This is a genomic window from Sporosarcina sp. OR05, assembly GCF_041414805.1.
GTDB lineage: Bacteria > Bacillota > Bacilli > Bacillales_A > Planococcaceae > Sporosarcina > Sporosarcina saromensis.
On the sequence record NZ_JANKJL010000014.1, the window covers coordinates 46,717 to 59,915 of the forward strand.

Annotated in this window: 15 protein-coding genes and 1 riboswitch; of the genes, 8 read left to right on the forward strand and 7 right to left on the reverse strand. The window is 42.0% G+C overall.

Features of this window, described 5'->3' with window-relative positions; genetic code table 11:
• Positions 1-55 precede the first annotated feature (55 nt).
• From NRI27_RS15680 to NRI27_RS15690, 3 genes are all read left to right on the forward strand, one after another.
• Positions 56-235, forward strand: coding sequence for a Fur-regulated basic protein FbpA (locus NRI27_RS15680; RefSeq protein WP_317945805.1), 180 nt, complete (start codon positions 56-58; stop codon positions 233-235).
• On the forward strand, positions 232-1,683 hold the full coding sequence (locus tag NRI27_RS15685; RefSeq protein ID WP_371391574.1) for an amidase family protein: 1,452 nt from the start codon (positions 232-234) through the stop codon (positions 1,681-1,683). The genes NRI27_RS15680 and NRI27_RS15685 overlap by 4 nt, the downstream gene beginning before the upstream one ends.
• 70 nt (positions 1,684-1,753) lie before the next feature.
• Positions 1,754-2,935 (forward strand): DEAD/DEAH box helicase, encoded by a 1,182-nt coding sequence (locus NRI27_RS15690; protein WP_317945802.1) that lies wholly within the window; start codon positions 1,754-1,756, stop codon positions 2,933-2,935.
• A 372-nt stretch (positions 2,936-3,307) separates the two neighbouring features.
• Here the strand turns inward: NRI27_RS15690 and map are convergent, their stop codons facing one another.
• Together map and NRI27_RS15700 are read right to left on the reverse strand one after the other, a co-directional pair.
• The gene (gene map, locus NRI27_RS15695) at positions 3,308-4,054 is read right to left on the reverse strand and encodes a type I methionyl aminopeptidase (protein WP_317945800.1); all 747 of its coding nucleotides are present in this window, start codon (positions 4,052-4,054) and stop codon (positions 3,308-3,310) included.
• 96 nt (positions 4,055-4,150) lie between these two features.
• Positions 4,151-4,492 (reverse strand): magnetosome magnetite crystal formation protein family, encoded by a 342-nt coding sequence (locus NRI27_RS15700; protein WP_317945798.1) that lies wholly within the window; start codon positions 4,490-4,492, stop codon positions 4,151-4,153.
• Between the two features lie 88 nt (positions 4,493-4,580).
• A riboswitch (TPP riboswitch) is annotated at positions 4,581-4,681 on the forward strand.
• Positions 4,682-4,850: 169 nt separating this feature from the next.
• Between NRI27_RS15700 and thiT the strand changes: the two genes are divergently transcribed.
• Complete coding sequence (gene thiT, locus NRI27_RS15705) at positions 4,851-5,408, forward strand: energy-coupled thiamine transporter ThiT (RefSeq protein ID WP_317945796.1); 558 nt, start codon at positions 4,851-4,853, stop codon at positions 5,406-5,408.
• Positions 5,409-5,441: 33 nt separating this feature from the next.
• Here the strand turns inward: thiT and NRI27_RS15710 are convergent, their stop codons facing one another.
• Positions 5,442-6,176, reverse strand: a complete 735-nt coding sequence (locus NRI27_RS15710; RefSeq protein ID WP_317945794.1) for a tryptophan-rich sensory protein — start codon at positions 6,174-6,176, stop codon at positions 5,442-5,444.
• A gap of 159 nt (positions 6,177-6,335) precedes the next feature.
• Here NRI27_RS15710 and NRI27_RS15715 point away from each other — a divergent pair, with 159 nt between their 5' ends.
• Together NRI27_RS15715 and NRI27_RS15720 are read left to right on the forward strand one after the other, a co-directional pair.
• Positions 6,336-8,138 (forward strand): M3 family oligoendopeptidase, encoded by a 1,803-nt coding sequence (locus NRI27_RS15715; RefSeq protein WP_371391575.1) that lies wholly within the window; start codon positions 6,336-6,338, stop codon positions 8,136-8,138.
• Between the two features lie 7 nt (positions 8,139-8,145).
• A complete protein-coding gene (locus NRI27_RS15720) occupies positions 8,146-8,691 on the forward strand; it encodes a GNAT family N-acetyltransferase (RefSeq protein WP_317945790.1) in 546 nt (181 codons plus the stop codon).
• A gap of 98 nt (positions 8,692-8,789) precedes the next feature.
• On the opposite strand, the gene NRI27_RS15725 is transcribed toward NRI27_RS15720, so the two are convergent.
• The 3 genes from NRI27_RS15725 to NRI27_RS15735 all read right to left on the reverse strand — a co-directional run bounded on the left by NRI27_RS15725 (position 8,790) and on the right by NRI27_RS15735 (position 11,126).
• On the reverse strand, positions 8,790-9,365 hold the full coding sequence (locus NRI27_RS15725) for a beta-class carbonic anhydrase (RefSeq protein ID WP_371391576.1): 576 nt from the start codon (positions 9,363-9,365) through the stop codon (positions 8,790-8,792).
• 285 nt (positions 9,366-9,650) lie between these two features.
• Positions 9,651-9,788, reverse strand: coding sequence for a hypothetical protein (locus NRI27_RS15730; RefSeq protein WP_317945786.1), 138 nt, complete (start codon positions 9,786-9,788; stop codon positions 9,651-9,653).
• Positions 9,789-9,893: 105 nt separating this feature from the next.
• On the reverse strand, positions 9,894-11,126 hold the full coding sequence (locus tag NRI27_RS15735; RefSeq protein ID WP_371391577.1) for an aminopeptidase: 1,233 nt from the start codon (positions 11,124-11,126) through the stop codon (positions 9,894-9,896).
• A gap of 175 nt (positions 11,127-11,301) precedes the next feature.
• Between NRI27_RS15735 and motA the strand changes: the two genes are divergently transcribed.
• Entirely contained in the window at positions 11,302-12,120 is an 819-nt protein-coding gene (gene motA / locus NRI27_RS15740; RefSeq protein ID WP_317945783.1) for a flagellar motor stator protein MotA, read from the forward strand.
• Complete coding sequence (gene motB, locus NRI27_RS15745; RefSeq protein WP_371391578.1) at positions 12,104-12,871, forward strand: flagellar motor protein MotB; 768 nt, start codon at positions 12,104-12,106, stop codon at positions 12,869-12,871. The genes motA and motB overlap by 17 nt, the downstream gene beginning before the upstream one ends.
• Before the next feature lie 95 nt (positions 12,872-12,966).
• On the opposite strand, the gene NRI27_RS15750 is transcribed toward motB, so the two are convergent.
• Positions 12,967-13,188 (reverse strand): DUF1128 domain-containing protein, encoded by a 222-nt coding sequence (locus tag NRI27_RS15750; RefSeq protein ID WP_371391579.1) that lies wholly within the window; start codon positions 13,186-13,188, stop codon positions 12,967-12,969.
• Positions 13,189-13,199: the final 11 nt, after the last annotated feature.

Below are 13,199 nucleotides of genomic sequence, written 5' to 3' on the forward strand. Positions count from 1 at the left end.
TTATGGAGCTTCGTAAAGTGGAATAGATAGGGGGAAGATATAGGAGGAAAACAACATGAGAAAAGTAGAGTATCCTCAATTGGATGACAAACGAAATAAGATTATTGAACAACTTGTCAATGACGGCATCTATAAAATCCATGGCAAACAATTATATGAGCTTTCCTATTATGAATTAATGAAACAGTTTACAACATATACGACAGGACGAATGCATCTGGGGGGATTCGATTGAACGATTATTTGAAAGCACTTCAAAAAGAATGGCTAGAAGAAGCGACGATACGAGACATGCAACACAAAATGGATGCTGGCGAACTTTGTGCTGAAGATTTGGTCATGATGTATCTCGCGGCAATCGCAGAAAAAGACCCAAATATCCATGCAGTTCTTGAAGTGAATCCGCATGCGCTCCAAATTGCGAAAGGTTTGGATGAAGAACGTCGAAATGGGAAAGTGCGCTCACTGTTGCACGGTATTCCTGTGCTTTTAAAAGATAATATGGATACAGCGGATTGCATGCACACGAGTTGTGGTTCAATTGCCTTGCAACACCATTATGCACAGCAGGATGCGTTCCTCGTTCAAAAGTTACGTGAAGCAGGAGCTGTCATTCTTGGAAAAAGTAATATGACTGAGTGGGCAAATTTCATGTCTGATAAGATGAAAAACGGTTGGAGCTCACGTGGAGGACAGGTGAATAACCCATACGGTTTATTTGATGTTGGCGGTTCAAGCTCGGGAGCGGCGGCAGCTGTGGCAGCAAATTTGACCGCTGTTTCTATCGGCACGGAGACGACAGGATCGATCATCAATCCTGCTGTTCAGAATTCCTTAGTGGGTATAAAGCCGACTGTTGGAGCGATTAGTAGAACAGGGATTATACCTTTATCCATTACACAAGATACGCCCGGACCACTTGCGAGAACAGTGGAAGACGCAACAATCACTTTCAGCTTGATGATTGGGCAAGATGAGGCCGATTCGGTTACCAAAAGTGCAACTCGGTTTGTAGGAATTGATTGGTTAGCGCGATTGGATAAAGATGCTCTAATCGGGAAAAGGATTGGGGTCGCACGTTCAATCTTTACTCGAGAGATTTCGAGTGAACGGGAAGCGCAATTTCGTGAAGCGTTAAGGGCAATCCAGAAGCTCGATGCAGAAATAGTGGACGATATAGAGCTCGGTACGATGGAAGATGATTTAGGGTATAATGTCTTGCTGTACGAATTCAAAGCTGCTCTTAATGAATACTTGGACACTTCATCACCGACAAATCCAATCCGTCATCTAGGTGATCTTATCGAGTTCAATAAAGAGCACCCAGAAGAAACGCTCAAGTATGGACAAGTGTTATTGGAAAAAGTGGAACGGACAAGTGGAACACTAACGGAACCGGAGTATATTGAAGCATTATTACGAAATAGGCACTTAGCTGGCGAGGTGGCGCTCAATCGTGCTTTTAAGGAGCAACGAATTGACGCGCTCGTTTTCCCGCAAGATCATGGGTGCAGTTTCAGTGCAGCAGCGGGATATCCGGCAATTACAGTGCCGGCTGATTTTACAATTGACGGTGAACCGTTTGGAATCACATTTTGTGGAAAAGCCTTTTCAGAACCAGCATTAATCGGCTATGCATACGCTTTTGAACAAGCAACTCGTGCAAGACGTAAGCCTTATTGATGAAAATAGTTGAAATGAAATAGAAACCAGTCCATTATTAAATAAGGAATAATGGAAAGTAGGGATGTATATGTCCTTCTTGGATAAAATGGACGATGTACTAAAAGATAAATGGCAATTTGATAGCGAAACACCAATTCAAGCACAAATGATACCTGAAATGCTTTCTGGCAAAGATGTTGTTGCGGAATCTCCTACAGGAACAGGAAAAACGTTAGCGTATGTTCTACCGATTTTACAACGAGTAGATGGGAAGAAACAGCAAACGCAAGCACTAATCATGGCGCCATCTCAAGAGTTATCCATGCAAATTGTGAATGTCATACGCGAGTGGGTGGAAGGGACTGACATTACAGTTACCCAGCTGATTGGTGGAGCGAATATGCAACGTCAGATCGAAAAGTTAAAGAAAAAACCGACAATCGTTGTCGGTACACCTGGCCGCTTAGTGGAACTTGTCAAAGCGAAACGCCTAAAATTGCACGATATTCGCTATATCGTACTAGATGAAGGTGATCAACTACTAGCACGAGAGTACCGTGTCATTGTGAAAAATTTAATCGACGGGGCACATGAAGATCGTCAAGTTGTCGTTGTTTCTGCAACGATTACGGACGAAATCGAACGAGTTGCCCAACAGATGATGGACAACCCGATCCGTTTAAAAGTATCACTTGAAGATATGCCATCTTCAGGCAAAGTGGTGCATTCATTCGTAAAGACAGAAGCGAGAGATAAGACAGACCTTCTCCGCGGCTTGTCGCATTTGCCAGCTATTCGAGCGCTCGCATTCATGAACAATGTCGACCAACTACGTATGAAGGAAATGAAATTGCAGTACAATAACGCGCCAATTGCTGTTTTGTATTCGTCCATGACAAAATTTGAACGCCAGCAAACGTTGGAGGACTTCCGGAAAGGAGAAATCCGAATCCTAATCGCCACTGATCTCGCGGCTAGAGGATTGGATATCCAAGGATTGACACACGTCATCCATGTGGATGTGCCGCATACGACAGAACAATATGTACACAGATCAGGTAGAACGGGAAGAGCGGGAGAAGATGGCGAAGTACTCACCTTATTATCCTATCATGAAGAACGGACTTATAAGAAATTGGCAAAGCCATTCAAACCTGTACAAAAAGTGTGGTTTAAAGGTAAATTGACCGAAGGAAATTCAAAGACAGTCAGTGGCCAAAAAGATTCGAATAAGAAAGATGCAAAGAAGAGCCAACCAAAAAAGAAATAAGAAAAAAAGGCTGGGACATACCATAAAAAAACTGCATGATGGCTAATTCGCCGTCATGCAGTTTTTTTATATTTTTCCAATGTTTCTTTTCAAATTCTTGAGTGAGTCGGAGCGGAAAAAGGCCGACTCCTGCGGGATTGTAGCGCGAATGTTGAGACCCCGTAGGGAAAGCCGTTACGTAGAACGGCTTTTGCGAGCATAAGCGAAGCGTTGGGAGCAAGGATGCCTTAATTTCTGCAAAGTACGCAGAAATACGGCAAATCGAACTCTTTGTTGTTCGATTGGCTCAAGCGCGCCCCGCGGAAAGCGTGCCTTTTGGAGCGCAGAGGAACGGTCTATTTAGAGATTTGTCCCAGCCTCTTTTGTAATTCTTTACAGTTGTGTCAAGATAATGGGTTTGTCTTTTGTTACGATAATCGTATGTTCAATTTGGGCGACAAGGGATTTATCCGGTGTGACAAATGTCCATCCATCGCCTAATTCAACTATGTTTTCCGCTTTTTCGGATACGAATGGTTCTACCGCCAATACCATACCATCGACCATTAATGTTTTATCCCAAGCGTCATAATAGTTGAGGATGTGCTGTGGTTCTTCGTGCAATGAAGTACCGATGCCGTGGCCCGTCAAATTCCGGATGACGGCGAATCCGTGTTCTTTCGCTTCGCGTTCGACTGCTTTCCCGATCTGGTTCAATTTTGAGCCGGCTTTCACTTTTGTCATTGCACGATCAAATGCCAATTTGGCAACGTCACAAAGTTTTTGCTTTTTCTCGTCAGGTGTACCGACGACGAATGAAATGCCTGTGTCCGCAAAGAATCCTTCATATGAACCAGACACATCAATATTGACAAGATCTCCGTCTTGTAGAACGGTTGATCCTGGAATGCCGTGTGCTACCTCATGGTTGACACTAATACATGTATAGCCAGGGAAATCATATTGGTCGATTGGGGCAGAAACGGCACCACGCTCAGCAAATAGACGTCCACCGAGTTCGTCAAGTTCTTTTGTTGAAATTCCAGGGACGGCCGCTTCTTTCATCGCTTCGCGAATTTCAGCGACCATTCGTCCGATTTTTTTCAACGCTTCAATTTCTTCATTTGTTTTAACAATCATTATTTACAGGTCCCTTCTCAAAACGTACTTTTCCATTTTACTATATCATAATTCCATTCGTGAAGAGGGGTGCGGGCTTGCTGAAAATACTATCGGTCATTTTAGCACTTTAACCCCTTGGTACACATTCCAGATAACAACAACTAAAAATAATAAGCCATAGATGAGCATGAATAAGAATGGGGCTAGCCCCCAGAAATCAAATTGTCCATTCATCATCGTCGTTAATCGAGACTCATAGGAAACCATTGAAAAAGTAAACAATATAAAACCTGCAATGAGCAATACAACAGGTGCGAGATGTGAAATGAGCGATCGTTTTGCATGACCTTTCACTTCCGCATCGTCCGTAATGAAGAAGACAATTGCGGGGAGTAGAAGAGGGGAAAAGAAAATACTGAAATAGCATAAGGCGGATAAGATTTTGTTATTCGACATGTGTACCTCCTGATAAATAGAAGAAGTTTTTAAAATCATCTTGCTTATATGTACTGTACCATATACAATGGTAACGACAATTGAATTACACGACCACAAGGGGTGCCGACTTGGCTGAGATTGGACGGATGTCCTGACCCTTCGAACCTGTAAGTTCATACTTGCGTAGGGATGTGGATGGAAACTGACATATACGATACGATGTCTCGGTTCTATCCGGGATGTCGTTTTTTGTTACATAAGTTTAGTGAGTGATGAGCTTTATGTAAAGTATAATACAGAATCTGGTCATACGTCTTTGTTGACACGTTGACTTTTCTTCCGTATCCCTCCGAAAACAAAAGAGGAGGAATTCGAATTGGATCGTAGTCGTTTGCAGTTTTTATTGGAAGTAGCAATATTAGGGGCAATGTCATTTGTTTTGGATAACTTAACAGTATTTAAAATGCCTCAAGGTGGTTCCGTCACCTTATCGATGCTGCCAATTATCTTAATGGCATTCCGTTGGGGCCTTAGTGGAGGTTTATTAACGGGATTGATTTCCGGTTTACTCCAAGCAGTCATCGGCGGTTACATTATTCACCCTGTACAAGGTGCGTTGGATTATTTCATCGCGTATACGGTTGTCGGTTTGGCGGCAGTAACACTTAGATGGCTTCTGAAAAGTAAAGCGGAAGGTAAAAAAGGTTCCATGGCAACGGCCATTATTGTAGGAAGCGTTTTAGGTGGATCATTGCGCTTTTTAGCACATTTTATCGGTGGAATGGTGTTCTTCGCGGAATATGCAGGTGACCAACCGGCTTGGCTGTACTCTTTAGGATACAATGCTTCTTATATGATTCCTTCCATAGTGTTATGTGCAATTGTAGCAGTGTTGTTATTCACATCCGCCCCACGGTTGATTCAAAGAAATTAAAATAGAGCAAGTGCATGTAGTGTGCACTTTGCTCTATTTTTTTTGTACACCTTTGCCTGAAAAAAGAAACATGCATGTAATGATGACTGCAGTCAAAAAGAGTGCAGCAGAAGTAATGAACAACTCTTCAATCCCGTTTCGAATCGCAATGCCAATGAATGTCCAAACAAAAACAAGATTCATCACATAATCCCGGTGATGGTACATAAAATGTAAAGCGAACGCAGTGGAAATCGTTAAGTAAAAGACTGTCCATAAAGGATCGCTTAGACCGAAACCTTCCCATTCATGATACATGAGTGTGTAACTGATGTTAGAAATGGAGGAGATGAATACCCAGCCCGTAAGGATACTAAAAGGTACTCTTCCATACAAACGATTTTCTTTCTTCGGAAACGTAAAATAATAGGTAAGTACGACACCGAGAAGAGCGAGTTCAGTTATAACTGCCCAGTTGAACAAGCTGTAATGCCATAGGAACAGCCAAATTGTATTTAACGCACAGCTCACTACGAACAGGAAAGTGATTCGATTTTTATGTTTGTTGCTCATTTGCTCGGTGATCTTATTGAAATTTACTATCCACATGAACAACAAAATGAAGATGACAATCCATATAATAAAAACATAATTTGCAGGATTAAAGAGCACAGGCAAACGGTTAACAATTTCAACGGTTGTTTGATGATTGAGGGTGAAAAAACTAGCGGCTATATTCGTAACGATGACCGTCAGAAGTGAAAGAGCCATCAAGATCATTCTAGACATAATAAAATCCTCCCATGAACAGTATACATAGGAAAAGCCCTACATGCGAATGAAAGTATGAAGTTTCCGTCACAAATCAAATATTTCGTATACCGAAAATTCGTGCTATAATTAATACAGGTTTTTATAGCAATTTTCCAAACAACGAGGGGGATGAACATGACGACAAAACTGTACAGTGAAGTATGGGATTTAGATGTGTTTTTTAAAGGGGGAAGCCATTCACCTGAGCTAAACGAACATTTGGAAAAGGTGAAAACGCAAATTGTCGCACTTGAAAACCGTATTGAGGCATTTTCTGTACCAACGAAAGTAGAAGATGCAAAAGAAGTACATGACTTACTAGAAAGCATAACAGCGACAGCGCTTAATCTTAGAGAAGCATCTGCAGTGATTGGCTGTTTTGTTGCAGCAAATACAAAAGACAAGCAAGCGTTATTGCTTCAATCAGATGTGAGTACAATCCAAGCTCGGTTTTCGACTGTTCGACTAAAGGTTGAACAAACGATCGCAAAAACGGAAGAAGATGTATGGGGAGCGTTGTTGGAAACGAAAGAGCTCTCCCAATTTACTTTTGTTTTAAATGAATGGCGGGAAAATGTTCAACTTCAACTTTCTGAAGCTGAAGAGAGCCTTATTACATCATTGAGTGTAGATGGTTACCAAGCATGGGGACAGCTATATAACCAACTTGTTGGTGATATGGAAATTGAAATGACTGTTGATAGTATGACGAAGAAATTATCTGTAGGACAGGCTAACAACTTGGCGTCTCATCCAGATGCTGCTGTCCGGAAAGAAGTATTCGAGAAACTTGAAGCTGCATGGAAAGAAAAAGAAGACTTCTTTGCTTCAGCTCTTAATCACCTCGCAGGATTCCGTTTAGCCGTATACAACAAGCGTGGATGGGATTCTGTCCTACAAGAACCGCTCATGCGCAATCGAATGAGCCAAGAAACGCTTGACGCGATGTGGGGAGCGATTCAAGCGAATAAACAACCATTCATCGATTACTTAACTACAAAAGCGAAAATGATTGGCGCTGAAAAGATGAATTGGTATGATTTAAATGCTCCGATCACTTCTCAAACGACAAAAATGTCCTACCAGGAAGGTGCTGCCTTCATATTAGCGCATTTCGGAAAGTTTGGACCTGAACTCGAAGCATTTTCTAGACAAGCGTTTGAAGAAGGATGGATTGAGGCGGAAGACCGTCCAAACAAACGGCCAGGCGGCTTTTGTACCGGTATGCCAGCTTCACAGCAATCAAGGATCTTCATGACATACAGTGGTTCCATGTCTAACGTCGCAACACTTGCACATGAACTCGGTCATGCATTTCACTCCTATGCATTGCGCCCAGTCCATTATTTGAATCGTCAATATGCAATGGGCGTTGCTGAAACGGCTTCGACTTTTGCAGAAATGATTGTGGCGGATGCCGCGCTTAAATCTGCGCAAACAGAAGATGAAAAACTTGCGTTATTGGAGGATAAAATTAAAAGAAGTGCTACATTCTTTATGAATATACATGCGCGCTTTTTATTTGAGACAAGATTTTATGAGGAACGAAAAGAAGGAGTCGTATCGGCTGCACGGCTGAATGAGCTGACTGAAGAAGCTCAAAAGGAAGCGTACGGTGATGCGCTTGACGTGGTCCACCCTCATTTCTGGGCTTCCAAACTGCACTTTTATATTACCGGAACACCGTTTTACAATTTCCCATACACGTTCGGTTATTTGTTCTCTTTGAGCATTTATGCGAAAGCGTTAACTGAAGGGGAAGGATTTGAGAAGAAGTATATCGATCTACTTCGAGATACAGCTGTCATGTCCGTTGAGGATCTTGCGATGAAACATTTAGGAGAAGACATTACGAAAGAAGACTTCTGGGCGAAGGGAGTCGCGTTATGTGTAAAAGATGTAGAGGAGTTTTTGAAAATAGCTTCCAAAGAAAGGTGAAGAAGCGTTGATTTTGCTTGAAGGGCACACTTGTTATTTGCGAATATTAACAGAAGAAGATGCGAGGGCTTTTACTGATCTCCTCATAGCGAACAAAGCGTATTGGACAGTATTTGAGCCGCGACACGAAGCGAGTTATTATACTGTTTCAGTTCAGAGGGATAAAATTAGGGAATCCCTTTATCAAATGAGGGATCGACGGGAATATAACTTCGGTATATTCGACGCGGAGACGAGTAGGCTAATTGGTCATATCTCGCTATACAGCATTAAGAGACTTCCCTTTTCGAGCGGTTTTATCGGGTATTCGATTGACGAACGGGAGACAGGAAGAGGAATTGCAACGGAAGCGGTCCGGATCATTACCCGTTTTGCTTTTGAAACAGTGTCCTTACATCGTGTGGAAGCTTTTGTTTCTCCTCGAAACATAGGGTCGGTTAAAGTACTGGAAAATGCCGAATTTGTCCGTGAAGGCCTTCTACGGCAATTACTCTACATCAATGGTGTATGGGAAGATCATTATATGTATGCGATGATAGCGGAAGATTTTTGAAAGGGTAAGGCCGCTTGGCGGAAATACTTTGCATTAATAAAAAACCGATTCTTCAATTAGAGGAATCGGTTTTTGTCTATTTCCCGGGAAATTTGTAGTCAATTGTCTTCGTTTGCTTCGTACCCGTTTACAATTGTCTCCAATTGACCTGTAGCAGGATGAACAACAAGACCGTGAACTGGAACTTTCTTGTCCATTAACGGGTGATTGCGCACTTGGTTTACGCTGCTTTTTACGCTTTCTGTTACATCGTTAAAACCGCGTAACCAATCTTCCAAGTCGACACCAGAGTACTTTAAGGTAGAGAAGATGCTTTCGTCTACACCACGCTCAATCATATTGCCAAACGTCTTTTCTGTATCGATGGAGCTCATGCCACAGTCATGATGGCCAATAATATATACTTCATCTGCGCGTAATTCATACACAGCAATTAAGATGCTACGCATAATCCCGCCAAACGGGTGAGCAACAATTGCTCCGGCACTTTTAATAATCTTCGCATCGCCATTACGCAAGTTCATCGCTTTAGGCAATAACTCCGTCAATCTTGTATCCATACAAGTTAAAATAACAATTCGTTTGTCGGGGAATTTCGTCGTTGCATATTTTTCATATTCTTTTTCTTCAACAAATGTTTTATTGAATTCAATGATTTCGGATAATATTGTCATAGGAAGTCCCTCCATCTATTTGTAATGAGATAAGTTTACAATATAAATAAAAGAGCTGCCAAGTGGCAACTCTCAGCCTGTTGACAAACGCTCGCATCCGTTGTTGCTCGTCTCGCTCGTCCGCTCATGAACTTTAGTTCTATTCGCGTCTTCGCTCAACTTCGCGCCTAGGCTGACAAGCGTTTTCAATCAGGCTGAAAAATTTTCTATTCATAATAAATTCCATTTAAAAAGAGTGTAGGCAAAGTCAAAATCGACTTTGTCTACACTCTGAGAGCTGGTATTTTATTTTACTTCCGGCTTTGGATCGATTCTTTCTGCATCCGAAGAATCAAGCGCCTTGCCAAGATAGTGCATTGTAAATAAAGCAGCGAGGCCAAGGACAATTGAATATCCTATGACTGTAGTGAACATTAAGCCCATTATAAGACTCCTCTCTACAATAAATGATTATTATACAACCATTATACTATAGTTTTGTAAAATTAAAAGGCTTGTTCAATATGTTTTCATAAATTGTGACTGAAATCAGAATGCCCAGTTCCCGTTGCGGAAGACCGGTTCTACTGTTCCGTCTTCTAAGATTCCATCAATATCCATTTCAGCTGAACCAATCATGAAGTCGACATGCGTAATACTCTGATTGAGACCATGTTCTTCAAGTTCGTTGGAAGACATCGTTTTTCCACCTTCTAAACAGAACGAGTATGCGCTTCCGATTGCAAGGTGATTAGACGCATTTTCATCAAACAATGTGTTGTAAAATAGTAGACCTGATTCTGAAATCGGTGAGGCGTGAGGGACGAGGGCAACTTCTCCAAGTCGTTTTGCACCTTCGTCCGTGTCAATAAGACGTTGAAGTACTTCTGCACCTTGACCGGCTGAAACATCCGTAATTTTGCCATCCGTAAATGTTAACGTGAAATCGTCAATGATATTGCCACCATAACTTAACGGTTTCGTGTTTTTAACATAGCCGTTTACACCTGACATATGTGGGACCGTGAACACTTCTTCAGTCGGCATGTTCGCCATGAAAGGATTTCCGTCTACATTCACGCTACCGCCGCCACACCAAATATGCCCTTTAGGCAACTCAATTGTGAGATCTGTTCCAGGTGCTTTGTAATGAAGCTTACGATACGCTTTTTTATTCAAATGATCAGCTTTGTCATTCAGTGTTGCGTCAAGATCTTTCCAAGCGTTGACCGGATCAGCGACATCTGCACGGACGGCTTTGAAAATAGCTTCCCAAAGTGCTGGGACTTGCTCTTCACGCGGCAATTCAGGGAACATCTTCGCAGCCCAATCAGGAGAAGGAGCAGCAATGACTGACCAGCTGAATCGGTCTGCTTGAAGCATTTTCCGATAGTTGCTCAGAGCTTGTCCTGACGCTTTTTGAGCATCCGCAATGCGAGATGGATCAATGTCTTTTAACAAATCAGGACTTTGGGAAACGATACTGACAAACGCAGCGCCTCCTTCTGCTAACCGCTCACGCTCCATTACTTTCCATTCCGGGAAGTCTGAAAACGAATCCGCTGGGGCTTTTTCATAGCGCATTTTTGTCAACACGTCATCCGCCCAATCAACGATTACCTGACGTGCACCTGCATCATATGCTTTGTCTGCAATTTTTCTCACAAGCGCTTGCGCATCAATGGAAGCACTAACGTAAAGTACTTGATCCTTTTGTATGTTTGCGCCAACCTCAACTACTAAACTTGCGTAATTTTCTAACTTTTGTTCGAATGAGTACAAAGTGGAAACCTCCTTAACATGTATATATTCATAGTACTAAAGTGCATGCGTTCAAGCAAAATAAATCATTCATCATTCAGACAAATAATCCATATTAATTATCCGTTCTATCTAAAGAATGGTAAGAAAATGTCGAAATAAGAAGAAGTAGATTGGAACACATGGAGGTACTTGTATGGATTTATCAACCGTTGTTGGTCTTGTTATTGGTATCGTTGCGCTGTTTGTTGGGATGATGTTAAAAGGTGTAACCCCTGATACCCTTTTTAATATGGCAGCATTACTCATCATTGTATTAGGAACGATTGCATCCGTCGTCATTGCCTTTCCAATGAGGGAAATTAAACGCGTTCCCAAGTTATTTGGTGTGATTTTTAAAGAACAACAGTTAACATCAGACGCAGAGTTAATTAAAATCTTTTCAGGTTGGGCAGATGTCGCAAGACGGGAAGGTTTACTGTCCTTGGAAGCAAAGACGGACGATATTGCAGACCCTTTTTTAAAGAATGGCCTTGGGTTAGCGATTGACGGTCAAAATGCCGATTACATTCGGGATGTGCTTACGGAAGAAGTTGACGCAATGGAAGAACGTCACACAGCAGGGGCTCAAATCTTCACACAGGCAGGCACTTATGCCCCGACACTCGGGGTATTAGGAGCGGTTGTTGGGCTAATCGCCGCATTAAAAGATATGAACAATATTGACGCATTAGGACATGCCATCTCAGCGGCATTCGTTGCGACATTATTGGGGATTTTTACAGGGTATGTACTCTGGCACCCTTTTGCCAACAAGTTACAGCGAAAGTCAAAAGAAGAAGTTCGCCAAAAAATGATGATGATTGAAGGTATCTTATCTGTACTAGAAGGTGAAGCACCACGTGTAATTGAACAAAAGCTTGCATCTTACTTGTCTCTTGAAGAACGTCGAAAGCTCGGTGCTGAAAAAGTGACGAGTGAGAAGGGGGCGGGCCAGGTTGTCGAGGAAGCGTAAGAAAAAAAATCATGACTCTGGCCATGTGAATGAGTCCTGGCTCCTACCATATGCAGATCTTCTTACGTTATTGTTAGCCATGTTCATCGTATTGTTTGCATCCAGTTCATTGGATGAAGCGAAGTTTAGCCAAATCTCTTCCGTGTTCAATCAAATCTTTGATGGTGGAACAGGGGTGATGGATAGTTCATCACCAACTGCTGTTCCGGTTCCAAAAGATTCGGCAGGGGAAGAAAACGAGAACGAGAATTCTTCTTATTTGGAAGATCAACAATCATTGGAAGCAACGCAGCAAAAACTTGAAGAGTATATTGCGGTACATGAGTTGGAGAATCAGTTCGAGACGAAGTTAACAGAGGAAGGCTTACTTATTACAATTCGTGATAACATATTATTTGAAACAGGCAAAGCAACGATAAAACCGGAGTATGCCAATATCGCAAAGGATATAGCACAGCTGCTGATTTTTGATAAGCCGAGACAGATTGTCGTAGCGGGTCATACCGATAATGTCCCCATCAACAGTAGTGAGTTCCCTTCAAACTGGGAATTAAGTATGATGCGGGCAATTAATTTCTTAAAAACAATCGTGTCAACGGATCAGTTGGATCCACATTTGTTCAGTGTAAAAGGCTACGGGGAAAATAAACCGATTGCTTCAAACGAAACAGCTGAAGGCCGTAGTAAAAATCGACGTGTGGAAGTGCTTATCCAACCTCTTGTGTTAAAGGATGGAACGTCAGTTGAATAGTAAAAAACGTGAGGCGTGTATCAATCGCTTCACGTTTTTTTGTCTGTACAATAAAAGCCGACAGAGGGATTTTATCCTTTCCGTCGGCTTTAAGACTATTTGCGTAATGAGCCAAGTTCCGCAGCAATGGCTTGCATTTCATTCGGAGAAATCGTCTCGCGCTTCATGACCATTTCGTACATGTACACTAAGTCTTCGTACTGTTCTGTGTTGAAATGTTCCGCTTTCATTGCGTCCACGTTGACCATACGCAGTTTTTCCTTGATTTTTTCAATCATATACAAAACATTTTCTTCGGTAGGTTTTGATAAATCCATAGTTTCGTCCG

Bases quoted from the DNA above. Each gene is read 5' to 3' on its own strand.
- NRI27_RS15680 (WP_317945805.1), top strand. From the start codon at position 56: ATGAGAAAAGTAGAGTATCCTCAATTGGATGACAAACGAAATAAGATT.
- NRI27_RS15690 (WP_317945802.1), top strand. From the start codon at position 1,754: ATGTCCTTCTTGGATAAAATGGACGATGTACTAAAAGATAAATGGCAA.
- map (WP_317945800.1), bottom strand. From the start codon at position 4,054: ATGATTGTTAAAACAAATGAAGAAATTGAAGCGTTGAAAAAAATCGGA.
- NRI27_RS15700 (WP_317945798.1), bottom strand. From the start codon at position 4,492: ATGTCGAATAACAAAATCTTATCCGCCTTATGCTATTTCAGTATTTTC.
- NRI27_RS15710 (WP_317945794.1), bottom strand. From the start codon at position 6,176: ATGTCTAGAATGATCTTGATGGCTCTTTCACTTCTGACGGTCATCGTT.
- NRI27_RS15715 (WP_371391575.1), top strand. From the start codon at position 6,336: ATGACGACAAAACTGTACAGTGAAGTATGGGATTTAGATGTGTTTTTT.
- NRI27_RS15725 (WP_371391576.1), bottom strand. From the start codon at position 9,365: ATGACAATATTATCCGAAATCATTGAATTCAATAAAACATTTGTTGAA.
- NRI27_RS15730 (WP_317945786.1), bottom strand. From the start codon at position 9,788: ATGGGCTTAATGTTCACTACAGTCATAGGATATTCAATTGTCCTTGGC.
- motA (WP_317945783.1), top strand. From the start codon at position 11,302: ATGGATTTATCAACCGTTGTTGGTCTTGTTATTGGTATCGTTGCGCTG.
- NRI27_RS15750 (WP_371391579.1), bottom strand. From the start codon at position 13,188: ATGGATTTATCAAAACCTACCGAAGAAAATGTTTTGTATATGATTGAA.